Source organism: Paracoccus sp. (in: a-proteobacteria) (assembly GCF_030538755.1).
In the GTDB taxonomy this organism is placed as follows: domain Bacteria; phylum Pseudomonadota; class Alphaproteobacteria; order Rhodobacterales; family Rhodobacteraceae; genus Paracoccus.
Genome location: NZ_JAUNTJ010000001.1, coordinates 207,235 through 233,844, shown reverse-complemented (window position 1 = coordinate 233,844; position 26,610 = coordinate 207,235). Strand labels below are relative to the sequence as shown.

At 65.3% G+C, this 26,610-nt stretch carries 33 protein-coding genes, 1 tRNA gene and 2 pseudogenes; 11 read left to right on the top strand and 25 right to left on the bottom strand.

The annotated features are described in order from the left end of the window. Positions 1–91: 91 nt before the first annotated feature. Positions 92–568, bottom strand: coding sequence for a preprotein translocase subunit SecG (secG, locus tag Q4G14_RS01250; RefSeq protein ID WP_303359894.1), 477 nt, complete (start codon positions 566–568; stop codon positions 92–94). A 72-nt stretch (positions 569–640) separates the two neighbouring features. On the opposite strand from secG, the gene Q4G14_RS01245 reads away from it, so the two are divergent. Beyond that, the gene (locus tag Q4G14_RS01245) at positions 641–2,077 is read left to right on the top strand and encodes a cobyric acid synthase (RefSeq protein ID WP_303359893.1); all 1,437 of its coding nucleotides are present in this window, start codon (positions 641–643) and stop codon (positions 2,075–2,077) included. A gap of 516 nt (positions 2,078–2,593) precedes the next feature. On the opposite strand, the gene Q4G14_RS15040 is transcribed toward Q4G14_RS01245, so the two are convergent. From Q4G14_RS15040 to Q4G14_RS01230, 3 genes are all read right to left on the bottom strand, one after another. Next, the gene (locus tag Q4G14_RS15040; RefSeq protein WP_368661218.1) at positions 2,594–2,776 is read right to left on the bottom strand and encodes a recombinase family protein; all 183 of its coding nucleotides are present in this window, start codon (positions 2,774–2,776) and stop codon (positions 2,594–2,596) included. A 200-nt stretch (positions 2,777–2,976) separates the two neighbouring features. Continuing rightward, the gene (locus Q4G14_RS01235; RefSeq protein WP_303359892.1) at positions 2,977–3,135 is read right to left on the bottom strand and encodes a hypothetical protein; all 159 of its coding nucleotides are present in this window, start codon (positions 3,133–3,135) and stop codon (positions 2,977–2,979) included. Between the two features lie 167 nt (positions 3,136–3,302). After that, a complete protein-coding gene (locus Q4G14_RS01230) occupies positions 3,303–3,608 on the bottom strand; it encodes a hypothetical protein (RefSeq protein ID WP_303359891.1) in 306 nt (101 codons plus the stop codon). Between the two features lie 193 nt (positions 3,609–3,801). Here Q4G14_RS01230 and Q4G14_RS01225 point away from each other — a divergent pair. Together Q4G14_RS01225 and Q4G14_RS01220 are read left to right on the top strand one after the other, a co-directional pair. Next, positions 3,802–4,228: pseudogene (locus Q4G14_RS01225) on the top strand (TrbI/VirB10 family protein); the annotation flags it as partial. 2 nt (positions 4,229–4,230) lie between these two features. Further along, a pseudogene (locus Q4G14_RS01220) lies at positions 4,231–4,426 on the top strand (DUF2274 domain-containing protein); the annotation flags it as partial. A 128-nt stretch (positions 4,427–4,554) separates the two neighbouring features. Here the strand turns inward: Q4G14_RS01220 and Q4G14_RS01215 are convergent. Then, positions 4,555–4,629: transfer RNA gene (locus Q4G14_RS01215), tRNA-Gln, on the bottom strand. A gap of 102 nt (positions 4,630–4,731) precedes the next feature. On the opposite strand from Q4G14_RS01215, the gene Q4G14_RS01210 reads away from it, so the two are divergent. Beyond that, a complete protein-coding gene (locus tag Q4G14_RS01210) occupies positions 4,732–5,913 on the top strand; it encodes an NAD(P)/FAD-dependent oxidoreductase (RefSeq protein ID WP_303359890.1) in 1,182 nt (393 codons plus the stop codon). Between the two features lie 32 nt (positions 5,914–5,945). Here Q4G14_RS01210 and Q4G14_RS01205 read toward each other — a convergent pair whose 3' ends face one another. The 9 genes from Q4G14_RS01205 to yajC all read right to left on the bottom strand — a co-directional run bounded on the left by Q4G14_RS01205 (position 5,946) and on the right by yajC (position 12,128). Beyond that, on the bottom strand, positions 5,946–6,485 hold the full coding sequence (locus tag Q4G14_RS01205; RefSeq protein WP_303359889.1) for a DsbE family thiol:disulfide interchange protein: 540 nt from the start codon (positions 6,483–6,485) through the stop codon (positions 5,946–5,948). Further along, complete coding sequence (ccmD, locus tag Q4G14_RS01200; RefSeq protein WP_303359888.1) at positions 6,478–6,624, bottom strand: heme exporter protein CcmD; 147 nt, start codon at positions 6,622–6,624, stop codon at positions 6,478–6,480. Before ccmD ends, Q4G14_RS01205 begins: the two co-directional genes overlap by 8 nt. Next, on the bottom strand, positions 6,624–7,349 hold the full coding sequence (locus tag Q4G14_RS01195) for a heme ABC transporter permease (RefSeq protein ID WP_303359887.1): 726 nt from the start codon (positions 7,347–7,349) through the stop codon (positions 6,624–6,626). The genes ccmD and Q4G14_RS01195 overlap by 1 nt, the downstream gene beginning before the upstream one ends. Before the next feature lie 42 nt (positions 7,350–7,391). Beyond that, positions 7,392–8,048: a heme exporter protein CcmB gene (gene ccmB / locus Q4G14_RS01190; protein WP_303359886.1), complete on the bottom strand. Its 657-nt coding sequence runs from the start codon at positions 8,046–8,048 to the stop codon at positions 7,392–7,394. A gap of 88 nt (positions 8,049–8,136) precedes the next feature. After that, positions 8,137–8,766, bottom strand: a complete 630-nt coding sequence (ccmA, locus tag Q4G14_RS01185; RefSeq protein ID WP_303359885.1) for a heme ABC exporter ATP-binding protein CcmA — start codon at positions 8,764–8,766, stop codon at positions 8,137–8,139. Further along, positions 8,763–9,116: an Mth938-like domain-containing protein gene (locus tag Q4G14_RS01180; protein ID WP_303359884.1), complete on the bottom strand. Its 354-nt coding sequence runs from the start codon at positions 9,114–9,116 to the stop codon at positions 8,763–8,765. Before Q4G14_RS01180 ends, ccmA begins: the two co-directional genes overlap by 4 nt. Beyond that, entirely contained in the window at positions 9,116–10,090 is a 975-nt protein-coding gene (gene secF / locus Q4G14_RS01175; protein WP_303359883.1) for a protein translocase subunit SecF, read from the bottom strand. The genes Q4G14_RS01180 and secF overlap by 1 nt, the downstream gene beginning before the upstream one ends. A 12-nt stretch (positions 10,091–10,102) precedes the next feature. Then, entirely contained in the window at positions 10,103–11,770 is a 1,668-nt protein-coding gene (secD, locus tag Q4G14_RS01170; RefSeq protein WP_303359882.1) for a protein translocase subunit SecD, read from the bottom strand. Between the two features lie 25 nt (positions 11,771–11,795). Further along, the gene (gene yajC, locus Q4G14_RS01165) at positions 11,796–12,128 is read right to left on the bottom strand and encodes a preprotein translocase subunit YajC (RefSeq protein WP_303359881.1); all 333 of its coding nucleotides are present in this window, start codon (positions 12,126–12,128) and stop codon (positions 11,796–11,798) included. Between the two features lie 195 nt (positions 12,129–12,323). Here yajC and mazG point away from each other — a divergent pair, with 195 nt between their 5' ends. Beyond that, complete coding sequence (mazG, locus tag Q4G14_RS01160; RefSeq protein WP_303359880.1) at positions 12,324–13,130, top strand: nucleoside triphosphate pyrophosphohydrolase; 807 nt, start codon at positions 12,324–12,326, stop codon at positions 13,128–13,130. Here the strand turns inward: mazG and Q4G14_RS01155 are convergent. From Q4G14_RS01155 to Q4G14_RS01140, 4 genes are all read right to left on the bottom strand, one after another. Further along, positions 13,127–13,933 carry a sulfite exporter TauE/SafE family protein gene (locus Q4G14_RS01155; RefSeq protein WP_303359879.1) on the bottom strand — a complete coding sequence of 269 codons (807 nt, stop codon included), beginning with the start codon at positions 13,931–13,933 and terminating at the stop codon, positions 13,127–13,129. The genes mazG and Q4G14_RS01155 overlap by 4 nt on opposite strands. 162 nt (positions 13,934–14,095) lie before the next feature. Continuing rightward, entirely contained in the window at positions 14,096–15,079 is a 984-nt protein-coding gene (dusA, locus tag Q4G14_RS01150; protein WP_303359878.1) for a tRNA dihydrouridine(20/20a) synthase DusA, read from the bottom strand. Positions 15,080–15,135: 56 nt separating this feature from the next. Continuing rightward, the gene (locus Q4G14_RS01145; protein ID WP_303359877.1) at positions 15,136–16,131 is read right to left on the bottom strand and encodes an NAD(P)H-quinone oxidoreductase; all 996 of its coding nucleotides are present in this window, start codon (positions 16,129–16,131) and stop codon (positions 15,136–15,138) included. Beyond that, positions 16,128–16,790: a COQ9 family protein gene (locus tag Q4G14_RS01140; protein WP_303359876.1), complete on the bottom strand. Its 663-nt coding sequence runs from the start codon at positions 16,788–16,790 to the stop codon at positions 16,128–16,130. The genes Q4G14_RS01145 and Q4G14_RS01140 overlap by 4 nt, the downstream gene beginning before the upstream one ends. 97 nt (positions 16,791–16,887) lie before the next feature. On the opposite strand from Q4G14_RS01140, the gene rpsU reads away from it, so the two are divergent. After that, the gene (rpsU, locus tag Q4G14_RS01135) at positions 16,888–17,094 is read left to right on the top strand and encodes a 30S ribosomal protein S21 (RefSeq protein WP_022705914.1); all 207 of its coding nucleotides are present in this window, start codon (positions 16,888–16,890) and stop codon (positions 17,092–17,094) included. A 102-nt stretch (positions 17,095–17,196) separates the two neighbouring features. On the opposite strand, the gene Q4G14_RS01130 is transcribed toward rpsU, so the two are convergent. After that, positions 17,197–17,655, bottom strand: coding sequence for an Lrp/AsnC family transcriptional regulator (locus tag Q4G14_RS01130; protein WP_303359875.1), 459 nt, complete (start codon positions 17,653–17,655; stop codon positions 17,197–17,199). A 112-nt stretch (positions 17,656–17,767) separates the two neighbouring features. On the opposite strand from Q4G14_RS01130, the gene ald reads away from it, so the two are divergent. Further along, positions 17,768–18,886, top strand: a complete 1,119-nt coding sequence (gene ald, locus Q4G14_RS01125) for an alanine dehydrogenase (RefSeq protein ID WP_303359874.1) — start codon at positions 17,768–17,770, stop codon at positions 18,884–18,886. A gap of 149 nt (positions 18,887–19,035) precedes the next feature. Here ald and mscL read toward each other — a convergent pair whose 3' ends face one another. Further along, positions 19,036–19,470, bottom strand: coding sequence for a large conductance mechanosensitive channel protein MscL (gene mscL, locus Q4G14_RS01120; protein ID WP_303359873.1), 435 nt, complete (start codon positions 19,468–19,470; stop codon positions 19,036–19,038). Positions 19,471–19,562: 92 nt separating this feature from the next. Between mscL and Q4G14_RS01115 the strand changes: the two genes are divergently transcribed. After that, positions 19,563–20,279 carry a glutathione S-transferase N-terminal domain-containing protein gene (locus Q4G14_RS01115; protein WP_303359872.1) on the top strand — a complete coding sequence of 239 codons (717 nt, stop codon included), beginning with the start codon at positions 19,563–19,565 and terminating at the stop codon, positions 20,277–20,279. 54 nt (positions 20,280–20,333) lie between these two features. On the opposite strand, the gene Q4G14_RS01110 is transcribed toward Q4G14_RS01115, so the two are convergent. Continuing rightward, positions 20,334–20,972 (bottom strand): DsbA family protein, encoded by a 639-nt coding sequence (locus tag Q4G14_RS01110; protein WP_303359871.1) that lies wholly within the window; start codon positions 20,970–20,972, stop codon positions 20,334–20,336. A gap of 11 nt (positions 20,973–20,983) precedes the next feature. Further along, positions 20,984–21,517: a DUF721 domain-containing protein gene (locus tag Q4G14_RS01105; RefSeq protein ID WP_303359870.1), complete on the bottom strand. Its 534-nt coding sequence runs from the start codon at positions 21,515–21,517 to the stop codon at positions 20,984–20,986. 86 nt (positions 21,518–21,603) lie between these two features. Between Q4G14_RS01105 and Q4G14_RS01100 the strand changes: the two genes are divergently transcribed. Further along, a complete protein-coding gene (locus Q4G14_RS01100) occupies positions 21,604–22,632 on the top strand; it encodes an A/G-specific adenine glycosylase (RefSeq protein WP_303359869.1) in 1,029 nt (342 codons plus the stop codon). Between the two features lie 9 nt (positions 22,633–22,641). Next, entirely contained in the window at positions 22,642–23,757 is a 1,116-nt protein-coding gene (locus Q4G14_RS01095; RefSeq protein WP_303359868.1) for an alkane 1-monooxygenase, read from the top strand. Here Q4G14_RS01095 and Q4G14_RS01090 read toward each other — a convergent pair. Both Q4G14_RS01090 and Q4G14_RS01085 read right to left on the bottom strand, forming a co-directional pair. Then, the gene (locus Q4G14_RS01090; protein ID WP_303359867.1) at positions 23,754–23,906 is read right to left on the bottom strand and encodes a hypothetical protein; all 153 of its coding nucleotides are present in this window, start codon (positions 23,904–23,906) and stop codon (positions 23,754–23,756) included. The genes Q4G14_RS01095 and Q4G14_RS01090 overlap by 4 nt on opposite strands. Before the next feature lie 116 nt (positions 23,907–24,022). Beyond that, positions 24,023–24,868 carry an SDR family oxidoreductase gene (locus tag Q4G14_RS01085; RefSeq protein ID WP_303359866.1) on the bottom strand — a complete coding sequence of 282 codons (846 nt, stop codon included), beginning with the start codon at positions 24,866–24,868 and terminating at the stop codon, positions 24,023–24,025. A 90-nt stretch (positions 24,869–24,958) separates the two neighbouring features. Between Q4G14_RS01085 and Q4G14_RS01080 the strand changes: the two genes are divergently transcribed. Beyond that, the gene (locus Q4G14_RS01080) at positions 24,959–25,354 is read left to right on the top strand and encodes a helix-turn-helix domain-containing protein (RefSeq protein WP_303359865.1); all 396 of its coding nucleotides are present in this window, start codon (positions 24,959–24,961) and stop codon (positions 25,352–25,354) included. Between the two features lie 96 nt (positions 25,355–25,450). Here Q4G14_RS01080 and Q4G14_RS01075 read toward each other — a convergent pair whose 3' ends face one another. Continuing rightward, the gene (locus tag Q4G14_RS01075; protein WP_303359864.1) at positions 25,451–26,581 is read right to left on the bottom strand and encodes a site-specific DNA-methyltransferase; all 1,131 of its coding nucleotides are present in this window, start codon (positions 26,579–26,581) and stop codon (positions 25,451–25,453) included. Positions 26,582–26,610 lie beyond the last annotated feature (29 nt).

Genomic DNA, 26,610 nt, shown 5'->3' with positions numbered 1-26,610 from the left:
GGGACTATGGCTATAACCGATTCGTCCCGATCCGGCAACGGACCGCAAGCCAAGGCAGGGCGGCAGATCGCCGCCTCGATATGTGGTGGCCTTAGTTGGCCGGTGCCGGGGGCACCTCAGGCGCGGTCGCGCTGCCCTCGACCGGGGCGGGCAGTGCGACAGGTTCGACAACCGCGGGCGCATCCGCCGCAGGCGTAACGGCGGCATCGGGTGCGGGCGGCGTCACCGGCTGCCCCGCGCCGGGCGGCGGCGCATAGGTCGGCAATTGCGGCAGGTTGCCGCTGGCCGGCGCAGGCGCGCCGGCACCGCCAAAGCGATCCAGCACCGATCCGCCAGACGATTCGCGCGCGGCAATCACCGTCAGCGCGACCGAGGTGCAGAACAGCGCGATCCCGAAAATCCAGGTCAGCCGCGTCAGGGCATTGGCCGCCTGACGGCCCGTCATCACGCCGCCACCACCGCCGCCGCCGCCCATACCAAGGCCGCCACCTTCGGACCGTTGCAACAGCACCACGCCGGTCAGCAGCACGGCAAGGATCAGATGAATCGTCAGGACGACGTTTTGCACGGTCAGCGGCCTTTCATTTGCGGACGTGGCTATCTACTCATCCAAACCGATGAAAGCAAGTCTGGGGGAGCCATGCGCGGCGCGATCATGATTCAGGGAACCGGCTCGAATGTCGGCAAATCGCTGCTGGTCGCAGGATTGTGCCGGATCGCCCGGCGTCGCGGCCTGTCGGTCGCGCCGTTCAAGCCGCAAAACATGTCGAACAACGCCGCTGTCACGGCAGACGGAGGCGAGATCGGCCGCGCGCAGGCATTACAGGCCCGCGCCGCCGGAATTCAGCCGATCACCGACATGAACCCGGTCCTGCTGAAACCCGAAACCGACACCGGCGCGCAGGTGGTGGTGCAGGGCCGCGCCATCGCCCGCGCGCAGGCGCGCGACTATGCCGCGCTGAAACCGCAACTGATGGGCGCGGTGCTGGACAGCTTTGCCCGGCTGCGCGCGGCGCATGATCTGGTCATCGTCGAGGGCGCGGGCAGCCCGGCGGAAATCAACCTGCGCCCGCGCGACATCGCCAACATGGGCTTTGCCCGCGCCGCCGATGTGCCGGTGATCCTGACCGGCGACATCGACCGGGGCGGGGTCATCGCGCAACTGGTCGGCACGCAGGCCGTGCTTGACCCGCAGGACGCCGCCATGATCCGCGGCTTTCTTGTCAACAAGTTCCGCGGCGACCCCGCCCTGTTCGCCGACGGCTATCGCATGATCGAGAACCGCACCGGCTGGCCCGCTCTGGGCCTGATCCCCTGGCTGCCCGCAGCCGCCCGCCTGCCCGCCGAGGACGCCGCCGACATCCGCCCCCTGCCCCGCGACGGCGCGCTGCATATCGTGTGCCTCGGCCTGTCGCGCATCGCCAATTTCGACGACCTCGACCCGCTGGCCGCCGAACCCGGCGTGCGCCTGACCATGCTGCGCCCCGGCCAGCCGCTCCCCGCCGACGCGGCGCTGGTCATCATCCCCGGCAGCAAATCCACCCGCGGAGACCTCGACTTTCTGCGCGAGCAAGGCTGGGACGTGGACCTGATCGCCCATTACCGGCGCGGCGGCCATGTGCTGGGCATCTGCGGAGGCTATCAGATGCTGGGCCACACCATCCGCGACCCCCACGGCCACGACGGCCCGCCGGGCAACAGCGCCGGGCTGGGCCTGCTGAACGCCAGCACCGACATGGCCGGCGACAAGCGCCTGACCCGCGCCACCGGCACCGCGCTCGGCCAGCCCGTCAGCGGATACGAAATCCACATGGGCCGCAGCTCTGGCCCCGACTGCGCGCGCCCCTTTGCCCATATCCCCGAACCGGACGGCGCAATCAGCCCCGATGGCCGCGTCATGGGCACCTACCTGCACGGAATCTTTACCGACGACCGCTTTCGCGCCGCCTTCCTGTCGCGCTTTGGCACCGCCGCCACCGTCAGCTTCGATACCGGGGTCGAAGCCGCCCTCGACGCACTGACAGACCATCTGGAACAACATTTGCAGGTGGACGCCATCCTGTCGCTGGCCCAATAGCCGCCATCGGCATCCCGCCCCCGCAACCATTGAGACCAACAAACCCGCCACACCAACGGCGGGCTTGTTATTTTGCAGGTCTTTCCAATGGCCTGTCGCCCCATCCATCCGATGATCCTGCGCAATTCGCCATGCAGCGTGGCGTGGATTTCCCCCGTTCCGGGCCTGGCGTGAGCACAATCTTCTTGATCGGCATCCGCAAGGCGGCAACTGCCTGCGGTCGCTCCTCGGGCTTAACAAGAGCGGTGGTCAGCGCCGCGCCCTTCTTCGCATAAATTGCAGTAGCACTCGGCAGCAGGTCCGACGCATCCTCGGGAATGTCGGCAAGTTGGTCGGGCAATTCGATCTTGCGGGCTTCCAGCGTACCCGAGTTGCCGTCCTCAACGCGGCCACGGATGCCGCGATGCGTCTTGGCGGCGAGGTCTTGAGGAACAGCGCGTTCATCGTGCCCTTGAGGCCCACATGCAATTCGCTGATTTCCCCTTCGGCCAGCGTGACGATGGGAACGCCGGCGAACTACAGGCGCTTGAACAGCGTCGCCACATCGGCCTGGTCGCGCGAAATGCGGTCCAGAGTCTCGGTCAACATTATGTCGAACTGGCCTGCTTGCGCGCCCTGCAAGAGTGTCTGGATGCCGGACCGAAGGATTATGCTCGCACCACAAATACCGCATCCTTGCAGGTTCCGACGACCTTCCACTTCTCGCGCTTCGCCTGTTCGCGACAGCTGCGCATCTTAAATCATTTCGACATTAACCAGAGGCATATCCTGCGGCCTTGCCGTCATTTGTAGAGATTGCAGATTGCGCCGATGGCGTCGAGACCTCGGTGAAGGTTCTTGCCCCGATCCGTCGCAGGTGGGCTTTCAGCTTTGAGCAGGCTTGCTCTATGGGGTTCAGATCAGACGAGGTAGAGGAACCGGCAGCCGCAGTCGTGCCGTGCCTGCGCGGCATTCTTGTTCCGATGGGTCGCAAGGTTATCAAGAATGACAACGGTTCCGGGGGCGATCTTGGGGATCGGCACTTCACGGATGTCGGCGGCGGCGGCGTGACCATCCATCGCGCCCTTGATGACCTACGGCGCAATCCGCGCGTCCTGCGTCAGCCCTGCATGCCTCAATCGCTGTTTCATAAATGAAAACAACGCGATCAGGTAATGTTGCAATGGCAGAAAGCCGATGTCTGAACCCGTCTGCGCGCTGTTGTCTGACCTTGGCGCGACGGCGTTCAGCGGCAACCAGCGACTTTTTGGTATGTGAATCCGAGCCGTGACAGCAGATTGGCGATGGAGGCGTGATGGACCTGAACGCCCTCTGCATCGGCAAGCGCATCGCGCAGCTCGAAGAGTGTGATGCCGGGGTCCTGAGCGATCAACTCTTCGAGGAACGCCTGATGCGGAGCAAGCCTTCCCTGCCGCGCAGAGGTCCCTGCGGCGCTGCTCCTGCATGGCCAATGGTCCTCACCGATGTGCCACCGTGCGCCCGTGGCAGGCGACACCCTCAGGCGCAATGCCGCCGCACGCCACTTGACCATTCTTCAATAAGCCTCTGAAAACGCACCCGCAGCGCAGATGGGAATGGTGCTGACATGACACACCTTCCTGAACACGACGAATCACAGATCAACCGTCATGGGAATCCCTTGCGATCCAAGTTCAAACCGAAATGCTTCAGGCAGGACAAGGACGAGGGCAAGGGCGGCGTTCCCACCCGCAGGAAGCCCGAACATCCGTTCCAACCTTCCGGGCCAGATCGCCGTGCAGGTGACGAAGAACGTATATGACAGCCTCACCGGTTCGCTGCTCGTGATCCTGCCGGGCGGGCCGTTCCACCGTTCTGGAGCACCTGCCGGGCGCAGACGCCAGCGGCTACGCCGGTCTTGAGAATGGCGTCGATTATCACTGGCAGGATCTGATGAAGGCCGCAGGGCTGTCCACGCTGCTTGGCATGGGCACAGAGCTTGCGACCAGCGACGAAGACCGGCTTATTCGTGCCATCCGCGATGGGCCACAGGATATTGTTATTGTCAATCAGGCGGGCCAGCAGATCGTCCAGCGCCAGTTGCAGGTTGCGCCGACGCTCACCATCCGGCCCGGCTTCCCGGTCAGGATCATCGTGACCCGCGACCTTGTGTTAGACGCGGCAGGAGGTTGACCATGACGAAACGGAAACTCGGCCCGCTGCCCGACAACAAGCTCGTCAAGGTGACGGTGGAACTGCCTGCGCCGCTTCACCGCGATCTGGTCGCCTATGCCGTTGTGCTGGCCTGCGAGAACGGCCAGCCCGTCAGGCATGATCGTGCCCATGCTGGAGCGGTTCATCGCCACGGATCGAGGGGGCGCGAAGGCGCGGGCACTCTTGATTGATCCGCGCTATTGCGTAGACCTAGCGTCAGGCCCCATAAATCTGCTTGAGGCAATTGTATCAACATACCGACTAAGCCATTGGGAATGGCTGGCATTTCCACCGATAAAGTAGACTGGCTGGGGCGGTAGGATTCGAACCTACGGTACACGGTACCAAAAACCGATGCCTTACCACTTGGCCACGCCCCAGCAGTGGAGGCGCTTTTAGCGGGGGTGATCGGGGGGTGCAAGCCCAAAATAGGACGAATTTGACAGACTTGCTGCCACATCGCGCAGGGGCTATGCGCGGGCATGGCTGATTGGGATGTAGCGATACTTGGCGCGGGGGCCGCGGGGCTGTTTTGCGCCGGAACAGCGGTGCAGCGCGGGTTGCGGGTGCTGGTGATCGACCATGCGCGCGCGCCGGGGGAAAAGATTCGCATCTCGGGCGGGGGGCGGTGCAACTTTACCAACCTCGCCACCTCGCATGACAGGTTTCTGTCGGAAAACCGGCGATTCTGCGCTTCGGCCCTTGCGGGGTTCCGGCCGCAGGAATTCGTGACGCTGGTGGATCGCGCCGGGATCGCCTGGCATGAAAAGACGCAAGGGCAGCTTTTCTGCGACGGCAAGGCCACGCAGATCACCGATATGCTGCTGCGCCGCGCCACCGGGGCAGACCTGTGGCTGGAGACCGGCATCGGGCCGGTCAGCCATGACACGGGCGGCTTCCGCATCCAGACCACGCGCGGCACGGCCACGGCGGCGCGGCTGGTGGTGGCGACCGGCGGCAAATCCATCCCCAAGATGGGTGCCACCGGGCTGGCCTATGATCTGGCGCGGCAGTTCGGGCTGCGCGTCACCGACACGCGCGCGGGGCTGGTGCCGCTGACCTTTGCGCAGCAGGATCTGGAGGCCAGCCGCCCGCTGGCCGGGGTGGCGACCGATGCCGCGATCCGCCACAGCGGCGCAGGTTTTACCGATGCGCTGCTGTTCACACATCGCGGGCTGTCGGGGCCGCTGATCCTGCAAATCTCGAACTATTGGCAACCGGGCGAGGGGCTGAGCATCGACCTGCTCCCCGGCCATGACATTGCCGCCGACCTGAAAACGCAGCGTGGGCGGGCGGGCCGAATGCAGGTGGCAACGGCATTGGCCCACCACCTGCCCGAGCGACTGGCCCAAGCCATCGCCGCCGAAACCGGCCTTGCCGCCGCCCGTCTGGCCGATCAGCCCAACACCGCGCTGGACCGGCTGGCCGCGCGCATCCATCGCTGGCAGATCACCCCGGTCGGGACCGAGGGCTATCGCACCGCCGAGGTGACACTGGGCGGCATCGACACCCGCGATCTGGACGCGAAAACCATGCAGGCCCGCAGCACTCCGGGGCTGTTCTTCATCGGCGAATGCGTCGATGTGACCGGCTGGCTGGGCGGGTATAACTTTCAATGGGCATGGGCATCCGGCCATGCCGCCGGACGGGCCTTGGCCGTTTAATCGCTGTCAGACAGCGGCCGGCCAGATCGCCCCTATTCCGCCGCCATTGCCTTTTCCAGTTGCGGCAGGAACCGCTGGGTATAATCCTCGCGGATCAGGGGGCCGGCGTGGCGATACAAAATCCGCCCCTCGCTATCCAGAATAAAGGTCTCGGGCGGGGCGGTCACGCCCCATTCGATGGCCCCGCGCCCGTTCGGATCGGTGGCCATCGCGTGGAACGGATCGCCGTCCTGTTCCAGAAAACGCAGGGCGTTCGCCTCGGGGTCTTTCAGGTCGATGCCATAGACGGGGATGGTCTTGGCCAGTTCGGTCAGCGTCGGATGTTCGGCGCGGCAGGGCGGACACCAGCTGGCCCAAAAGTTCACCAGCTTGACGCCGGGCTGGCGCAGCATCTCATCGGTCAACTGCGTCTTGCCGGGCAGGGTCGTCTGCGGCAACTCCGGCGCGGGCTGGCCGATAAAGGCCGAGGGCAGCGCATTCGGATCGTCGCGGCCCATGCCCCACAGAAACAAGGCCGCCAGCCCGGCAAAGATCGCGGGCGGCAGCAGCATCATCGGCGAGACCTTAGCCATTGCGGTTCTCCTGCGCGGCCAGCGCGGCGCGGGCGCGGGCATTGGCGGCAACGGTCTGCCAGACGATCCCGATCAGCAGCGCAACGGATATGCCATAAGCGGCCAGAACGGTGGTGGCGTATTTGCCCAGTTCAATCATCAGTAACGCGCCTCCCGCGCTTGCAGGGCCGCCAGACGGCGACGGCGAATTTCGGTCCGGGTGCGGATCAGCAGCAAGGTGACGAACAGCAGGAAAAAGCCCAGCATCGTCAGATACAGGGGATAGCGGTAAACCGCGCTCATCCGTTCGCCGGGGGCAACCGACAGGCTGGCGCCCTGATGCAGCCCCTGGTTCCAAAAGTTCACCGCATAGCGCGACAACAGCGCAAAGACCGAGCCGACAAGGCACAGAACCCCGGTCAGATCGGCAGCGCTGTCGGGGTCTTCGACCGCCGACCACAGCGCCATATAGCCGACATAGAACAGGAACAGAATCAGGAACGAGGTCAGGCGCGGGTCCCATTCCCACCATGTCCCCCACATCGGCTGGCCCCAGATCGCCCCGGTAGCCAGCGCAATCAGCGTCATCACCGCGCCGATGGGGGCGGCGGCCTTGGCGGCCAGCGCGCTGACGTGGTGGCGGCGGATGATCCAGATCAGCGAGGCAACCAGCATCATCACCCAGATATTGATCGCCATCATCGCGGCAGGCACATGCAGAAAGATGATCTTGACGGTCGATCCCTGCTTGTAATCCTCGGGCGTCAGAAAGCCCCAGATCAGCCCGCCCGCCACCGACAGCGCAGCGGCGGCAGCGACCCATGGCAGCACCACATCGGATGTGCGCATGAACTTGACGGGGTTGGCGTATTCCCAGATCGACATGTCAATTCCCTACCGTGCGGACCGGGGCAGCTCAAGCCTCGCTCACTTCAGATTGACCCGCAGCGCGGCGGCTGCGGCGAAAGGTATCAGCGCCAGGCTGGCGGCGGTAATGCCCCCCAGAAATGCCAGCGGCGTGGCGATCAGCCCGCCCTCTGCCCCGCGGCGGATCACCTCGGCACCAAAGATCAGCGTCGGGATATACAGCGGCAGAACCAGCAGTGACAACAGCAAGCCGCCGCGCCGCAACCCAACCGTCACCGCCGCCCCGAACGCGCCCAGCATCGACAAGGCCGGCGTGCCGACCAGCATCGAGATCACCAGCGGCGCGACGGCCTGTGCCGGCAAATGCAGCAGCACCCCGAACAGCGGCGCGGCCAGCACCAGCGGCAGGCCGGTGGTCAGCCAATGCGCCAGAGCCTTGACCACGACGACGCCTTCCAGCGGAATCGGCGCCGTGGCCAGCAGATCAAGGCTGCCATCCTCGTGATCCAGCGCAAAGATGCGGTCCAGCGACAAAAGGCAGGCCAGCAGCGCCCCGACCCACAGGATACCCGGCGCGATCAGCGACAAGGTGCCGCCCCCCGGCCCGACGCCAAAGGGAACCAGCGTGCAAAGGATCAGAAAAAACGCCAGCCCAAGGCCAAATCCGCCGCCCGCCCGCGTCGCCAGAATAAGGTCACGGCGTAACAGGGCAATCATGGCGCTTCCTGCACGGTTGAATGCGTATTTGGACAAACAGGAAGCGGCAGGTGTTTCCTGTTTGCATAAATACGCATGAAAACGGCCATCACGCAAACGCCTCGTTAAAGCCGGCGGGCGCGGCGGTGCGGCCGGGGCGGGCGCGGAACGGGCCGAGGTCCAGCACCCGCGCATCGGGCAGGCCAAGGTCGATATGAGTCGCCATCAGCGCCGCTCCGCCCTGCCCCAGATGACAGCGCACGGCATTGGCAAACAGGGCGACCGAATCGGCGTCCAGCGATACGGTCGGTTCGTCCAGAATCCACAGCGGGCGGCCGGTCACGATCAGCCGCGCCAGCCCAAGCCGACGCTTTTGCCCTGCCGACAGGCTGCCCGCCGCGCGATCGGTCAGGCCGGGCAGATTCATCGCCGCCACGGCATCCTCGATATAGCCCGAGCCAAAGATCCGCGCCCAGAAAGTCAGGTTTTCGGCCACCGTCAGCGTCGATTTCAGCCCGTCGGAATGGGCCGCATAGGCCACGGCATCCGGTGGCATAGTGATCTGGCCCTCGACCGGCGGCTGCAATCCGGCGAGCGTCCGCAGCAGGGTGGTTTTGCCGACTCCGTTCGGGCCGCGCAGGATCAGCGCCTCGCCCGCCGACAGGGCAAAGCTGACGCCTTCGACCGCGCGCATCCCGCCGCGGGCAACCGCCAGATCGGTGACGGTCAGCAGGCTCATACCGGGATCAGCGCGCAGGCAACCCGGCGGCCCTCGGACAGGGTGACGTTATAGGTGCGGGCGGCGGCGGGGGTGGTCATGGGTTCGACCATCACCCCCGCTGTTTCCAGCCGTTGCACCAGATCGCGCGGCGCGGGGGCGATCTGTGCGCCCATGCCGATGAACAGCACATCAACCGAACCCGCCAAAGCGGCCAGCGGGGCCGCATCATCCAGCCCGCCCCAGGGCTGCGCGCCCGTCGCCGTGACCAGAACCGGGCCGTTCAGCACCTGCCCATCGACACGAAAGAACCCCGGCCCATAGCCATCGACCGAAACAGCCCCTTGGTAATCGGTGGGCTGGATCTGCATCAGGGCGCGTCCCGGAACCTTGCCGCGCCATCCTCGACCGGCTTTTTCGACCAGTCGCGCTTGACGCCAGTCCACAGCACGATGTTCTTGGCGACATAAATGGTGGAATAGCACCCCACCGTTACGCCCCACAGCATCGCGAACACAAAGCCCCGGATCACGTCGCCGCCCAGCACGATCAGCGCGATCAGTGCGATGGCCGTTGTCACCGCCGTCATCACCGTGCGCGACAGGGTTTCGTTGACGGTCAGGTTCATCAGGTCGATCAGCGGCGTGGTTTTGTATTTAATCAGGTTTTCCCGCAGCCGGTCGAACACCACCACGGTATCGTTCACCGAATAGCCCAGAATCGTCAGCAGCGCGGCGATGGTCGTCAGGTCGAACCTGATCTGGAACAGCGAAAACAGCCCGATGGTCAGCAGCACGTCATGGACCAGCGCCACCACCGCACCGATGGCGAACTGCCATTCGAACCGCAGCCAGATATAGATCAGAATGGCGATGGTCGCCGCCCCCACGGCCTTGAACGCGGTCATAATCAGTTCGTTCGAGACCTTGGGGCCGACCGATTCCACGGCGGTAAAGCGCACCGCCGGGTCCACCTCTTTCAGGGCGGCTTCGATGATGTTCAACTCCTCGGGTGTGACCGATCCGGTCTCGCTTGTGGTGCCGATGCGGATTTGCGCCACATGCCGGTCGGGGCCGAAGGTGGGGTCGAACACCTCGGTGATGGCGACATCGCCCAGATCCAGCCCGCCCAGCACCTGCCGGTATTCGCCGACATCAAAGGCGGTGTTGCTTTCGGCGCGGATCGTGGTGCCGCCGCGAAAGTCGATGCCAAAGTTCAGCCCCATGGTCAGCGTCACGATCACCGAGGCAACCATCAGCACGGCAGACAGACCAAAGGTCAGCCACTGCCAACGGAAAAAGTTGATATGCGTGACTTCGGGGACAATCTTGAGACGAAAGGCCATCAGTGTTTCCCCTTACAGGATCAGTTCTTTGGGACGGCGGCGTTCCAGCCAGATCACGATCAGCAGGCGCGTCAGGAAGATCGCCGTAAAGACCGAGGTGACAAGCCCGATGGTCAGCGTCACGGCAAAGCCCTTGACCGGACCGGACCCCAGAAAGAACATCACCATACCGGCAATGAAGGTGGTCACGTTGGCGTCGATGATCGCGCTCATCGCTTCGCTGAAGCCGTTGCTGATCGCACTGGCGACCCGCTTGCCGTTGCGTAATTCTTCACGGATGCGCTCGAAGATGATGACGTTGGCATCGACGGCCATGCCCACGGTCAGCACGATCCCGGCGATCCCCGGCAGGGTCAGCGTCGCCCCCATCAGCGACATCACCGCCAGAATCAACACGATATTCACCACCAGCGCAACCGAGGCGAACACCCCGAACAGGCCATAGCTGGCAATGACATAGGCGATCACGCCGACAGTGCCGACCATGGCGCCAAGGCGTCCGGCCTCGATACTGTCGCGGCCCAGTTCGGGACCGATGGTGCGTTCTTCCAGAAAGGTCATCTGCGCCGGCAGCGCGCCGGCGCGCAGCAGCACCGCCAGCCGGTTCGCCTCGTCATAGTTCATGCTGCCGGAAATCTGCCCCGACCCGCCGGTGATCGCCTGCCGGATCACCGGGGCGGAAATCACCTGCCCGTCCAGCACGATGGCGAAGGGCTGGCCGACATTGGCCGCGGTATAAGAGCCAAAGGCCCGCGCGCCTTGCGGATTGAACCGGAAATCGACCGAGGGCGCGCCGTTCTGGTCGGTGCCCGGCATGGCGTCGGTCAGTTGTTCGCCCGTCACGACAGGCGTTTCTTCCAGCATATAGAAAAGGTTCGGATTTTCCGCATCGGCCGCGATCATGTTGCCGGGGCCGGGGCGGGCGGCGGCATCGACGCCGGTGCCGATGACCGGGTTGAAGGTCAGCTTGGCCGTGGTGCCGATCAGCGCCTTAAGCTCCTCGGCCGAGCCGATGCCGGGCACCTGAATCACGATGCGGTTTTCGCCCTGCCGGGTGATGGTGGGTTCGCGGGTGCCCACCTCGTCCACGCGGCGGCGGACGATTTCCAGACTTTGCTGGATGGTGCGGTCGTCGGTCAGCCGCTTTTCGGCATCGGACAGTTGCACGGTCAGGACATTGCCCTGCGCCGAAACCGCCAGATCCGACTGCCCTGCCCCGGTCAGCGAGGCGATGGGGTTGGCCAGCGTCCGCGCCGCCGTGACCGCCGCCTGCATCTGGTCGGGGTTTTCCACCTCGATGCGCAGCACGCCGTCAGGGGCGGGCACGCGGCGGATGCCGCCGATGGTGGCCCGCTGTTCGGTCAGCACGCGGCGCAGTTCCGGCCACAGCGAATCCATGCGCGATTTATACACCTCGTCGGTGTGAACCTCGCCCAGCAGATGCGCGCCACCGCGCAGGTCCAGCCCAAGGCTGACCAGCCCGCGCGGCAGCCAGCGGGGCCAGCCCGCCAGCGCGGCCTGTTCCTCGGGCGTCGATGCGCCCCCTGCCCGTTCGATCGCCACGGCGGCGTCGTTGCGCGCCTCGACCCGGCTGTAAAACAGGTTCGGTGCGGCAAATAGAAACCCAAGCGCGCAAATGCCGAAAATGACGATGCGCTTCCAGCGGTCGATCTGAAGCATGGCGGGCGGCGCCCCTTAAACTAAATCAGCTGTTGGCGGCGACCGGAGCAGTCCGGTTCACGACCTGGGAAATCGTCGAGCGCACCACGCGCACCTTGACGCCGGTCGCGATCTCGACCTCAAGTTCGTCGTCGCGCACGGATGTAACCTTGCCGACCAGGCCGCCCGCAGTCACCACCTGATCGCCTTTTTTCAGCGTCGCCACCATGTCGCGATGTTCGCGCAGCCGCTTTTGCTGGGGGCGGATCATCAGGAAATACATGATGACAAAAATCAGGATCAGCGGAATGAACTGCGCGAAGGCAGCGCCGGCGCCGCCCTGACCTGCGGCCTGAGCATAAGCGGGGGTGACGAACATATACGGTCCTTTCGGTATGGGACGGGGCTGGCACCAGCGGCCCGGCCCTCAACAGAATCCGCGCGGACCCTAAACGCGGCGCGCGGCAATAGCAAGGAAACCCCGCGTCTGTCACCCCGTCGTGACAGGCCGCGCAGCCGATGGACTTGGACGCGGTGCTGTGGCAGGCATCAGGCGGGCAACAGGGGGCATCCGATGACCGAACAGACTCAGGCGCAGCAGCAGATCCAGCGGCTGATCGGCATCATGGCCGAGCTGCGCGACCCCGACCGGGGCTGCCCGTGGGACATCGAACAGGATTTCGCCTCGATCGCGCCCTATACGATTGAAGAAGCCTATGAGGTCGCCGACGCCATCGACCGGCAGGCATGGGATGAACTGCCCGGCGAATTGGGCGATCTGCTGTTGCAGGTGGTGTTTCACGCCCAGATTGCAGCGGAACAGGGCAGGTTCGATTTCGCCGATTGCGCGCGGGCCATTTCGGACAAGCTGATCGCCCGCCATCCGCATATCTATGGCGACGAAAGCCGCGACAAATCCGCCGCGCAACAGGTCAAGGATTGGGAAACCATCAAGGCCGCCGAGCGCGCCTCGGGGCAGGCCAAGGGGGTGCTGGATGGCGTAGCCATGGGCCTGCCCGCCCTGACCCGCGCCGTGAAGCTGCAAAACCGCGCCGCGCGGGTGGGCTTTGACTGGCCGGGCGCGGCGGATGTTCTGGAAAAGATTTCCGAGGAAACCGCCGAACTGGTCGAGGCGCGCGACAGTCTTGGCCCCGACGCGATGGCCGAGGAATTTGGCGATCTGCTGTTCGTCATGGCCAATCTGGCCCGCCATCTGGACATTGACCCGGAACAGGCGCTGCGCGCGGCCAATGCGAAATTCACCCGCCGCTTTGCCGCCATCGAGGCCACGCTGGCCGCGCAGGGCCGCACGCCTGCCGATAGCGATCTGGCCGAGATGGACGCGCTGTGGAACGCCGCCAAGGCGGCCGAGCGCGGCTAGATCAGCGCCTTGCGCAGCATGTTCAGCGCCACCAGCATCAGGAAAAACGCGAAATAGCGTTTCAGCCGCACCGGGTCGGTGCGATGTGCCAATGCCGCCCCCCAGGGGGCGGTTATCAGCGTCATGGCGATGGTCAGGCCAAAGGCCAGCAGGTTCACCGAACCCAGCGTCAGCGGCGGCGCGTTCTCCATCGGCATGAACAGGAACAGCAGCACCGAGGGCACGGCGATGATGACGCCAAAGCCCGCCGCTGTCGCCACCGCCTGATGGATCGCCCGGCCATGCAGCGTCATCAGCGGCACGCCGATCGACCCGCCGCCGATCCCCAGCAGCACCGAGACAAAGCCGGTAAACAGCCCAAAGCCCGCGCGCGACACGCCGGTGGGCATCTGCCCGGCCAGCCGCCACCCCGGCCTGGACACCGCCATATAGGTCGCGATCACAAAGACCAGCACACCAAAGATCAGCACCAGCGTTTGCGTGCGCAGCGCCGAAACCGTCAGCGCCCCGACCAGCGCGCCGATGGCAATGGCGGGCGCCCAGCCCTTCAGCACCGCCCAGTCCACCGCGCCCTTGCGGTGATGTGCCAGCACCGACCGGATCGAGGTGACGATGATCGTCGCCAGCGAGGTCGCCAGACACATCTGCATCAGTTGCGGCCCGTCATATCCCGCAGCGGTAAAGATATAGACAAAGGCCGGCACCAGAATGATGCCGCCGCCCACCCCCAGCAATCCGGCCAGCACTCCGGCAAAGGCGCCGGTGAAGATCAGGGTCAGAATGGGCAGGATCAGGTCGGACATCGCGCTCTCCTTGTGGGTTGGGTTGTCCTAGGCTGTCGGCGGCGGCTTGGCCAGCCCTTGCCAGAGGCTTGTCGTGCCGGATGAGACGGTTGCGCCCGAAGGTGCGTATTTGGGCAAACAGGAAGCCGGGCGCGGTTTTCCGCAGGCGGGGTCGTTTGGGCGTTACGGGGCGGGGTGCCCGGCTGGTGTGACGGCGGCCAGCGCGGCGTCATAGACCTCGATCCCGCCTTTGGACGCGCCCTCTGACAGGCTGCGTTTCCAGCCGCGCGCGCCGGGCAGGCCGTGGAACAGGCCCAGCATGTGTCGGGTGATCTGATGCAGCCGCCCGCCCGCGGCCAGATGCGCTGTGATCCGCGGGCGCATGGCCTGCGCCACCTGCGCCGGGTGGGCAAAGGGCGGCGCGTCGCCCCACAGCGCATCCGCCGTGCCCAGAATATCCCATGGCTGGTGATAGGCCGCGCGCCCGATCATCACCCCGTCCATCACCGCCAGATGATCGCGCGCCTGATCCAGAGTGCCGATGCCGCCGTTGATCGACAGGTGCAGCCCCGGAAACGCTGCCTTCATCGCATGGACCAGCGGATAATCCAGCGGCGGGATGTCGCGGTTTTCGCGGGGCGACAGGCCTTGCAGCCATGCTTTGCGGGCGTGGATCGTCAGCCGCCGCACGCCTGCGGATTGCATGGTTTCCAGAAATGCGGGCAGCACCTGATCCGGGCTTTGGTCATCCACGCCGATGCGGCATTTCACCGTGATTTCAGCGCGGCTGACGGCCTGCATCGCGGTCACGCAATCGGCCACCAGCGCCGGGTTTTTCATCAGCACCGCGCCAAAGCAGCCCGATTGCACCCGGTCGCTGGGGCAGCCGACGTTCAGGTTGATTTCGTCATAGCCCCAATCCTGCGCGATCCGCGTTGCGTCGCGCAGTTGCGCCGGGTCTGATCCGCCCAGTTGCAGCGCCAGCGGGTGTTCGGCGGCGTCGTAATCCAGCAGCCGCGCCCGGTCGCCATGGATCACTGCAGGCGCTGTCACCATTTCGGTATAGAGCAAGGCCCGGCGCGACATCAGCCGGTGAAAGCCCCGGCACAGCCGGTCGGTCCAGTCCATCATCGGGGCGACGGACAGCAAGGGCGCGCGCGGGTCCATGGGGTTTCCTTGGGCAAAACGCGGGTTTTAGCGGCGCGGTGCCGGTTTGGCCAGCCTCAGTCGCCGGCGACGCGCAGCACGATCTTGCCGATATGTTCGCTGCTTTCCATGCGGCGATGCGCCTGCGCGGCGTCGGTCAGGGCGAATTCGCTGTCGATCAGCACTCTGACCGCGCCGGATTCGACCTTGGGCCACAGCCGGTCGCGCAGTTCTGCCGCAATGGCGGCCTTGGCCAGATCGGATTGCGGACGCAAGGTTGCGCCGGTCACGGTCAGGCGGCGCAGCATGATCTGGGCAAAGTTCAGTTCCGCCTTGGCCCCATCCAGAAAGGCGATGAAGACCAGCCGCCCATCATCGGCCAGTGCCTTGATATTGCGCGGGATATAGCTGCCGCCAACCATATCGAGGATCAGATCGGCCCCACCCTGCTCGGTCAGGGCCGCGACGAAATCCTGATCGCGGTAATTGATCGCCGTGGCCCCCAGTTCAGCGCAGGCGGCGCATTTTTCGGGCGATCCGGCGGTGGCAAAGACCCGCGCGCCAAGGCTGTGGGCGATCTGGATGGCCATGGTGCCGATCCCCGACGAGCCGCCGTGGACCAGAAACCGCTCGCCCGCGCGCAGGCCGCCGCGCATGACCACGGTGGACCAGACGGTAAAGGCGGTTTCCGGCAGGCAGGCCGCCTGTTGCAGCGTCAGCCCCTGCGGCACCGGCAAGGCGTGATCCTGATGGCAGACCGCATATTCCGCATAGCCGCCGCCGGGCAGCAGCGCCGTCACCCGGTCGCCCTTGCGCCAGCGGGTGACGCCTGCGCCAAGGCCGACGACTTCGCCCGCAGCCTCTAGCCCCGGCAGGTCGGATGCGCCGGGCGGGGCGCGATAGGCCCCCTGCCGTTGCAGCACATCGGGACGGTTCACCCCGGCATAGGCGATGCGGATCAGGATCTGGTCGTTGGCGGGCACCGGCACCGGGCGGCGGGCGGGGCGCAGAGCCTGAGGGCCGCCGGGTTCGGCGATCTCGATGGCGTTCATGGCGTCGGGGATCATGCTCATGCCTTGCCCCCCTGCGCGCGGCCCGGCAGATCGGCAGGTCCTTGCGGCGCGCGGACCCAGCCGGTGGCCAGATCGGCCAGCATCGCCACGCCGGGCACCTTGCGCGCTGCGGCCTTGATCTTTTCGAACCGCATCACCCCGTCGATCCGGCGGTCGATAAAGGCGCGGGTGTCGTGCCCGCCCTCGCTGTCGTCGCCCAGCCAATACAGTGCTGCCGCGCTGTGGACGCCTGCCAGAATCGCGCGTTTCGAATACCAGTTCACATCGTCAGAGCTGTCGCCCAGCCCGGTCCAGATCGTATCCGCCGTTTCCCACATCAACCGCGCCGCCAGTGCCGCATTCTGCGGCAGCGCCAGCGTGGCAGACGCTGCGCGCACCAGCTCGCGGTCGGACAATTCCAGCCGGTGCCAGACCGCCGCCGCCACCTTGTCGCGGAACCGGCCCTGCGGCGGGGTATCGGCCAGCCAACGCGCCAGCGCGGCATCGCCGCGTCGGTGCAGGCTGGCGGCCAGCCCGGCCCCGCCCATCGGCACCAGCACCCGCGCCAGTTCCGGCGCGATCCCCAGATCGCGCGCCCCGGCGGTCAGGGCGCGGTCGTTCATCCCCTCGAACGGGACATGGATCAGGGCGGCGTCGATCAGGGCATCTGTCTGGGTCATGGTTTTCCTCGGTCACTGGACAGGCGGGCGCGTTGCTGATAGAAGAACGGTTCCTGCAATCTTTGCAACTCTAACCTAGGAAGGTGGTGACAACCACATGCAGGTCAACGTTCGTGATAATAACGTCGAACAGGCGCTCCGCGCACTGAAGAAAAAGCTTCAGCGTGAAGGCGTGTTCCGCGAGATGAAGCTTCGGCAGCATTTCGAGAAACCGTCGGTCAAGAAAGCCCGTGAAAAGGCCGAGGCCGTCCGCCGTGCCCGCAAGCTGGCCCGTAAAAAGGCCCAGCGCGAAGGCGCGCTGTAAGACAGCGAACCTTGTAAGGTTTGAAACCCCCGTGGCGCGGCTGCGGGGGTTTTCTTTTGTGCGGCTGCGCCCAAAGATGCGTATTTGAACAAACAGGAAGCGTTACACCGGCAGCGCCGTCGTTTGCTGCACGGTCCGCAGCGCGAAAGAGGACTGCATCTGTGCCACCCCCGGCAGGCGGGTCAGGTGCTGGCGGTGGATGCGGGCGAAATCATCGGTGTCTTGCGCGACGATTTTCAGCAGATAATCGGCTGTCCCCGCCATCAGGTGACATTCCAGCACATCGGGGATGGTGCGGACGGCGCGTTCAAACGCCTCAAGCACTTCGTCAGCCTGACCGGACAGGGTGATTTCCACGAAAACCAGCGTCGGGCGGCCCAGTTTGCGCTCATCCAGCAGGGCGACATAGGCGCGGATCAGGCCGGATTGTTCCAGGCGTTCCACCCGGCGATGGCAGGCACTGGCCGACAGGTTCACACGGGCGGCCAGATCGGCATTGGTGATCCGCCCCTCGCGCTGAAGCAGGGTCAGGATGCGGCGGTCTGTTGCGTCAAGGTCCATGGCTGCCCGGAACTGCCGGGCGGCAAACGTCCCGGCGCAACGATCTTGCATCCGGGCGGCGCCCCTCGCAACATGGAATGTCAGAGCAAGCATCGCCAAGGCGGAGGACAGGATGAAGATCGGATGCCCCAAGGAAATCAAGCCGCAGGAATTTCGCGTCGGTCTGACCCCTGCCGCCGTGGCCGAAGTGGTGGCCCACGGTCATCAGGTGCTGATCGAAACGGGCGCGGGTCTGGGCGCGGGCTTTGACGACGATGCCTATCGCACGGCAGGCGCGCAAATCGCCCCGGATGCGGCGGCGGTGTTTGATGCGGCGGAACTGATCGTCAAGGTCAAGGAGCCGCAGGCGGCAGAACGCGCGATGCTGCGGCGCGGGCAGGTGCTGTTTACCTATCTGCACCTTGCACCCGACCCCGATCAGACCCGCGACCTGCTGCAATCGGGCGTCACAGCCATCGCCTATGAAACCGTGACCGATGCGCGCGGCGGCCTGCCCTTGCTGGCCCCCATGTCCGAGGTGGCGGGGCGGCTGGCGCCTCAGGTCGGGGCATGGGCGCTGCAAAAGGCCAATGGCGGGCGCGGAGTGCTGTTGGGCGGTGTGCCGGGCGTGCGGCCCGCACGGGTGGTTATCATCGGCGGCGGAGTCGTGGGCACGGCGGCGGCGCGGGTGGCCGTGGGGATGGGAGCGAATGTCACCGTGCTGGATCGCTCGCTGCCGCGCCTGTCCTATCTGGACGATGTGTTCATGGGCAAGCTGACCACGCAATATTCATCCGTCGCCGCCGTTACCGACCTGTTGCCAACCGCAGATATGGTCATCGGCGCGGTGCTGATCCCCGGCGCGGCAGCCCCCAAGCTGGTGACACGGGCACAGCTTGACCTGATGCAGCCCGGCGCGGCGCTGGTGGATGTGGCGATAGATCAGGGCGGCTGCTTTGAAACGTCGCGCCCGACCACGCATCAAAACCCGATCTACGAGGTGGATGGCATCATCCATTACTGCGTCGCCAATATGCCGGGCGCGGTGGCGCGCACCTCGACGCAGGCACTTGGCAATGCCACCCTGCCCTTTGTGCTGGCTCTGGCCGGGAAAGGCTGGCGCAGCGCCATCACCGATGACCCGCATCTGCGCGCCGGGCTTTCGACGCATGACGGGCGGCTGACCTCGCCCCCGGCAGGCGAGGCGCTTGGGATTCAGGCCGTGACACCAGACGAGCTTCTGGCCCAGTGATCCGCGCCGCTTTCTTTGCGTATTTAGACAAACAGGAAACAACCCGCGCCGCTTCCTGTTTGGTCAAATACGCACCTTGGGGCGATCCGCATGAAAAAAGGGCGCGCCCGCAGCGGGGTGCGCCCTTTCCGTATAAACCAGTCTGAAAATCAGACGCGGGTGCCACGGTCGGCCAGCAGATCGCGGATCTGGGCCAGCAGTTCTTCCTGGGTCGGGCCTTCGGGGGCGCCGGGCACTTCTTCTTTGGCCGAGGCGGCGTCCTTGATCCGGTTCACCCCTTTGACCAGCAGGAACACGACAAAGGCGATGATGAGGAAGTTGATGACGGCGGTGATGAACGAGCCATAGGCGAACACGGCCGCGCCCGCATCCTGCGCCGCTTTCAGCGAGGCATAGTCGGTCGAGGTCAGGTTGATGAACAGGTTCGAGAAATCAATCCCGCCGGTAATCAGGCCGATGACCGGGTTGATGAGGTCGCTGACCAGCGAGGTCACGATGGCGGTGAAGGCCGCACCGATGATGATACCAACGGCCATGTCCATGACATTGCCCTTGGCGATGAAGTCCTTAAATTCTTGGATCATGAGTTTTGTCCTAGATTCCTGTTACGCGCTAACGTTGCGGGCGGGCCAATAACACAATCGTTAAATTCCGCCAACCAGAGAAAGTGAACCGCATGTCTGAAACAACCGGCCTGCAAGGCTTCCCCATCACCCGGCGCTGGCCGCCGAAACGGCCCGATGTGATCCAGCTTTATTCGCTGGCGACGCCCAACGGGGTCAAGGTGTCGATCATGCTGGAGGAACTGGGCGTCCCTTATGACGTTCATCGCATCAGCATCGGCGACCCTGCCGACCAGATGACGCCCGAGTTTCTCAGCCTTAATCCGAACAACAAGATACCAGCAATTCTTGATCCTGACGGGCCGGACGGGGCACCGATGGGCTTGTGGGAATCGGGGGCGATCCTGATCTATCTGGCTGACAAGTATCAGCGGTTTCTGCCTGCTGCCGGGGCGGCGCGCTATCAGGTGCTGCAATGGCTGATGTTTCAGGTCGGCGGGGTCGGGCCGATGTTCGGGCAGCTTGGGTTTTTCCACCGCTACAAGGGCCGCGAGATCCAGGACCCCCGCCCGCGTGAGCGGTATTACGCCGAAAGCCGCCGGATTCTGGGCGTAATCGACGGGCAACTGGCAGAACGCGACTGGATCGCGGGGGATTATTCCATCGCGGACATCGCCATCGGCCCCTGGGTGCGCAATCTGCGCACGGGCTATGACGCGGCAGAACAGGTGGGGCTGGACGATTTCGCCCATGTCGCCCGCTGGCAGGAACGGTTCCTTGCGCGTCCGGCGGTGCAGCGTGGGCTGCTGATTCCGGCAAACCCTGACTGAGCCACCGCTGCGGATGGTCAGGGCGTCATGCTGCGCCCTGACCGGATCAGATCATCAGTTCGCCGCGCCTGCCTCGGCCAGTTTGGCGTCGATGATACCCTTCAGGTTGTCCCACGACTGATTCGGCACCTGTTCGCCCGCGATCATAAAGGTCGGGGTGGCGTTGATCCCGTCGGCGGTGGCATTGGTCTGGAAGGTGGAAACCAGTTGTTCGACCTTGGCGGTATCGTCCCAGCAGGCGTTCATCTGGTCTTCGGTCATGCCGGCTTTCAGGCCGATCTTGCGCAGGTTCGCGGCAATATCGTCGCCCGACTGGCTGGACAGCCAGGTTCTTTGTTCTTCGAACAGCATGTCGGACACGGCATAATATTTGTCATCGCCGCCGCAGCGCGCCAGAATCCCGGCCCACAGGCCCACGGCGTCGAAATAGACATCGCGCTGTGCAAAGCGCACCTTGCCGGTATCGATATATTCCGCCTTCAGCCTGGGAAAGTTGTCGTTGTGGAACGCCGCGCAATGACCGCAGGTAAAGCTGGCATATTCATAGATCGTCACCGGCGCATCCTCGGCCCCCAGATAGATGTCGGGCAGGGTCGCGGGGGCAGCCTGTTCGGTCGCCGGGGCGGTCTCTTGGGCAAGGGCAGGACCGGCAAAGACCAGCGCAAGCGCGGTCAGGGTGGAACGAATCAGCATGAAATGTCCTTTCAGGATTTGCGCGACAATCTGTCAGCGTGATTAAGGGTCAGGCGCGCCATTGCCGCAGCAAGGGCCGGGTCTGCAAACTGTTGCGCCACGGTTTCGGCGCGCGCCAGCGTGGCGGCATCGGGTCCGCGCGGCTGGGGCGGCGCATGGGCAAAGGGGGCCGCGCCCTCGGCAAAGCCCTGCGGCGCGGATTGCGTGATCGAGATGCGCTGCACCGCGTTATAACCATAACAGGCATTGACGCGGGCGCGCAGATCCTCGGCCCGCATCTGCACCAGCGGCGCGGCGGGACCAGAGGTCAACAGCACCAGCGTCGCCCCGAATCCGCCCTTGCCATGGGTGATCCGCACCGGCCGGGCCAGCGCGGCAAGATCAGCGCCCGCGATTTCCGCCCATTGGGTCAGCAGGCGCGATACGGCAAAGCCGCGCCCCTCGGCCGCGCGCTGCACCTGCCGCGACAACAGGCTGGCCGCAGCCTCGAACCCGCGCTTGCGGCGGGGCGGGGTGGCGCTGGTGCTGTCTTTCACGCGGGACATGGGTGCCTTAAGGGTTAAGCAATGTCTTTTCATTAAAAGCGCAGACGGCAGGATGAAAGTGCAAGCAGGCGCAACATGGCTGAATTATGCGTGACGCAGCGGTGATCGCGACCGCTTTGCTGGGCTGGTATGACCGCCACGCCCGCGTGCTGCCGTGGCGCGTGCCACCGGGCGGCGGGCGGGCCGATCCGTATCGCGTCTGGCTGTCCGAGGTGATGTTGCAGCAAACCACCGTGGCGGCGGTAAAGGGTTATTTCCTGCGCTTTACAACGCTTTGGCCGACCGTTCACGATCTGGCGGCGGCCCCGGATGCGGCGGTGATGGCCGAATGGGCCGGGCTTGGCTATTACGCCCGCGCCCGCAACCTGATCGCCTGCGCGCGGGCGGTTGCGGCGGCGGGGGGGCGCTTTCCCGACAGCGCCGATGGCCTGCGCGCCCTGCCCGGCATTGGTCCCTATACGGCAGCGGCCATCGCGGCGATTGCCTTTGAGCAGCCGGAAACCGTGGTCGATGGCAATGTCGAACGGGTTGTGGCGCGGCTGTTCGCGGTGGAAACGCCCCTGCCTGCCGCCAAGGCCAAGCTGCGCGATCTGGCCGCCATCCTGACCCCGGCGCTGCGCCCCGGCGATTATGCGCAGGCGATGATGGATCTGGGCGCGACGATCTGCACCCCGCGCAACCCCGCCTGCGGCATCTGCCCGCTGATCCACCATTGCGCCGCGCGGGTGGCGGGCATCGCCGCCGATCTGCCCCGCCGCACACCCAAAGCGCCCAAGCCGCAGCGCAGCGGCACCGTCTGGGTCGGGCTGACGCGCGATGCGGTGCTGACCGAAACCCGGCCCGAACGCGGCTTGCTGGGGGGCGTGCTGGCCTTCCCCTCGACCGGCTGGGACGGGTCGGACCTGCCGCCCCCCGCCGTCGCGGGCTGGCGCAAGATCGGCGAGGTGCGGCATGTGTTCACCCATTTCACCCTGAACCTGACAGTGATGCGCGGCACCCTGACCGGCCCGCCCGAACGGGGCGGGCTGATCCCCTTGCGTGATTTCGACGCAGGCGCCTTGCCCGGCCTGATGCGCAAGGTCTGGGTGCTGGCACAGCCGGATGCAAAGGGCTAGGCTGCACACATGAAAACCCCCGCCGCCCTGCCCTTCTGGATGTCGCTGCTGCTGGTGCCCCTGGCCGCCTGGGCCATGTGGCGCGGCGGCTGGTGGTGGGCCTGCCTGCCGCTTTACAGTTGGTATCTGGTCACGGGGCTGGACCTGCTGCTGGGCCAAAACCGCGACAATCCCGACCCCGACACGCCCGAAGCCGCGCTGTTCTGGCACCGCGCCATCACCGTGATCTGGGCGCCGCTGCAAGTCGCGGTGATCTTTGCCGGTATCGCCGTGGCCGCCAGCGGGCGGCTGAGCGGCTGGGAACTGACCGGGCTGTTCTTTGGCATCGGCGTTCTGTCCGGCACCATCGGCATGGTCTATGCCCATGAATTGCTGCATCAGAAACCAGCATGGGAACGGGCCTTGGGCGACCTGCTGCTGGCCTCGACGCTTTACAGCCATTTCCGCACCGAGCATCTGCTGGTGCATCATTCATGGGTCGGCACCCCGCGCGATGCCGTCAGCGCCCGCTATAACGAGGGGTTTCACCGCTTTTTCTGGCGTGTGCTGACCACCGGGCCGCGCAGCGCCTTGCGGGCCGAGGCGGCGCGGCAGGCCCGTGCCGGGCGCAGCCCATGGGACCGGCGCAACCCCTTCTGGCGCTATGCCCTGCTGCAAGCGGCGATGATCGCGCTGGCCGCTGCGATCGGCGGCTGGCTGGGGGCGGCGCTGTTCATCTGGCAGGCCTTCATCGCCATCTGGCAGTTGGAGCTGACCAATTACGTCGAACACTATGGCCTGACCCGCCGCCATCTGGGCGAGGGGCGTTACGAACCCGTGCGCCCGCATCATTCATGGAACGCCGATCATCGCGCCTCGAACTGGCTGCTGATTAACCTGCAACGCCACTCGGATCACCACTTCCGCCCCGACCGCCGCTATCCGCTGTTGCAGACCTACACCTCCGATCAGGCCCCCGCCCTGCCGATGGGCTATCCGGCGATGACCTTTCTGGCGATGATCCCGCCCCTGTGGCGGCGGCGGATGAACCCGCGCGTGCGGGCGTGGCGGCGGCAGTTCTATCCCGATATAGCGGACTGGACACCGTATAACCGGGGCACCCTGCCACAACCGCGCGGCAGTTAATGACAGTGAACCACGCCGCGGCTGTTATCCATATGGCAGCACTGCCCCGGAGGCGAGGATTTGCGGCAGCCGCCCCCATGCGCAAAGGCATCAGAGGCGGCAAAGGACAGCGACATCAACGCCGTCAGCAGAACAAACAGATATTTCACGGCAGCCCTGCCACCTGTTAACGAATCGTTAAAGGGTGGCAGGCAAGGCGCGTCGGGGGAAACTGGCTTTATGGTCGGGGCGGGGCGCAAAATACCCCGCCCTCGCTGCCGTTACATCAGGCCAGCGCCGCCCGCACCGCATCCGCCAGCGGGGTCGTCGGCCGCCCGATCAGCGCCGCAAGCTGGCGGCTGTCGTCGAACAGCGCGTCCTGCGCGGCGGCGGCATCCCAGCCGGCAATCGCCTGCGCCAGCCCTTCGGGCAGGCCGGCACCCACCAGCGCAGCGGCATAATCGGCCTGCGGCAGATCGGCATAGGGGATGTCGCGGCCGGTCTGGCGCGAGATCTCGGCCGCCAGATCGGTCAGCGTATAGGGCGCGTCGGCGGCCAGTTCGTAGATCTTGCCTTCATGCCCCGGCGTGGTCAGCACGACCGCCGCCGCCTCGGCCAGATCGCGGCGCGGCACCGACGAGATGCGCCCTTTGCCCGCACTGCCCGCAAAGGCGCCATTCGCCAGCGCCGCCGGGATCGAGTCGGTGTAGTTTTCGCTATACCAGCCGTTGCGCAAAATGGTGAAGGCAATCCCCGAATCGCGCAGCTCTGCCTCGGTCTCGCGGTGTTCACCAGCCAGATCGAGGATCGACGTATCCGCGTGCAGCAGCGAGGTATAGATGATCCGCCCCACCCCTGCGGCCTTGGCGGCGGCGATCACATTGCGATGCTGCACGGCGCGCTGACCGATCTCGTTCGAGGAAATCAGCAGCAGCGTATCGACACCTTGCAGCGCGGCGCCAAGCGTTTCGGGGCGCGTATAATCGGCAGCGCGCACCGGCACGCCCAGACCTGCGGCCTTTTCGGGCGAACGCACCAGCGCGATGATGTCGGCATCCGGCGCACGCCGGCGCAGATCTTCGACGACAAGCTGTCCCAGTTGCCCCGTTGCGGCGGTGATGGCGATGGTCATGGTAATCTCCGTTTCCTTGATCTGTGTTTGACTTGCGACAGCAGATAACGCATACACTTACCAAAAGTAAGAACGCACAAAAATGTAAGTATGAAAAAAGTTTCATCCCCCCTGTCAGAGCAGATCGCGCGCGGCGATCTGATGGCCGCCAACTGCCCCTCGCGCGGGGTGCTGAAACACATGACCAGCCGCTGGGGCGTGCTGGTGCTGATCGCGTTGCAGGGGCGGGTGCTGCGGTTTTCCGAACTGCGCCGGATGATCGGCGGGGTCAGCGAACGGATGCTGGCGCAGACGCTGCAAGGGCTGGAACAGGATGGCATGGTGCGCCGCCAGGCCCTGCCGGTGGTGCCGCCGCATGTCGAATACAGCCTGACCCCGCTGGGGACCGAAGGCGCGGACAAGCTGCGCGCATTGGCCGACTGGATCGAAACCAGCCTGCCGCGCATTCAGGATCACCAGAACAATCCGGCGGCGCAGGACGGTTGAGCCGAAGAAAAATACCCCGCCATGCGCACAGGCATGGCGGGGCAAGTTGGTTCCGGCCGCACGGCTAGCGGTGCCGGAACTCTGGCGAAACCAATATCAGTTGGGGCGGGTCTCATCCGCCATTTCGGCGCGGATCTGCTGGCGCAGCATGTCGATGGGGACCATCTTCCCCTCGCGCTTGAAATGCCAGTAGGTCCAGCCGTTGCAGCTTGGCGCGCCTTCCAGCGCGGCGCCGACCTGATGGATACTGCCCTTGGCATCGGCATCCGGGGCGATCAGGCTGCCATCGGCGCGGACGCGGGCCTTGTGGCGGTTGCCGATGGAAAACAGTTCTTCGCCGGGGCGCAGCATCCCGCGTTCGACCACCTGACCAAAGGGCACGCGCGGCTCGGCGCGCTTGCTGGCGGTGGTGGCCAGCGCCTCGCCGTCAAAGCGGCGGACGCGGGCCAGACGCCGGGCGGCAACCTCGCGGTAGGATTCCTCGCGCTCGATGCCGATGAAATCGCGGCCCAGCATCTTGGCCACCGCGCCGGTGGTGCCGGTGCCAAAGAACGGGTCCAGCACCACATCGCCGGGGTTCGTGGTGCCGACCAGCACGCGATACAGCAGGCTTTCGGGCTTTTGCGTCGGGTGGGCCTTGTCGCCGGATGCGTCCTTTAACCGCTCACCCCCGGTGCAGATCGGCAGCACCCAGTCGGACCGCATCTGAACCCCTTCGTTCAGCGACTTGAGCGCCTCATAGTTGAAGGTCGGCTTGGCATTTTCGGATTTCGAGGCCCAGATCAGCGTCTCATGCGCGTTGGTCAGCCGTTTGCCGCGGAAATTCGGCATCGGGTTCGACTTGCGCCAGATGACGTCGTTCAGCAGCCAGAAGCCCTGATTTTGCAGCTCGGCGCCCACGCGGAAAATGTTGTGATAGCTGCCGATCACCCAGATCGCGCCGTTGGGTTTCAGCAGACGGCGGGCGGCGGCCAGCCAGTGGCGGGTAAAGCTGTCATAGGCGGCAAAGCCCGAAAACTGGTCCCAGTGGTCATCCACCGCATCGACCTTGGAATTATCGGGCCGGTGCAGATCGCCGCGCAGTTGCAGGTTATAGGGCGGGTCGGCAAAGATCAGATCGACCGAGGCTTCGGGCAGGCTGTTCATCACCGAAACACAATCGCCCGCCAGAATTTCGTTCAGCGGTAACGGTCGCGCCGCAGCGCGTTTTTGCTTGATCGTCGTCATACTGCCCTTGCCTTATCCACGCCGGTCTT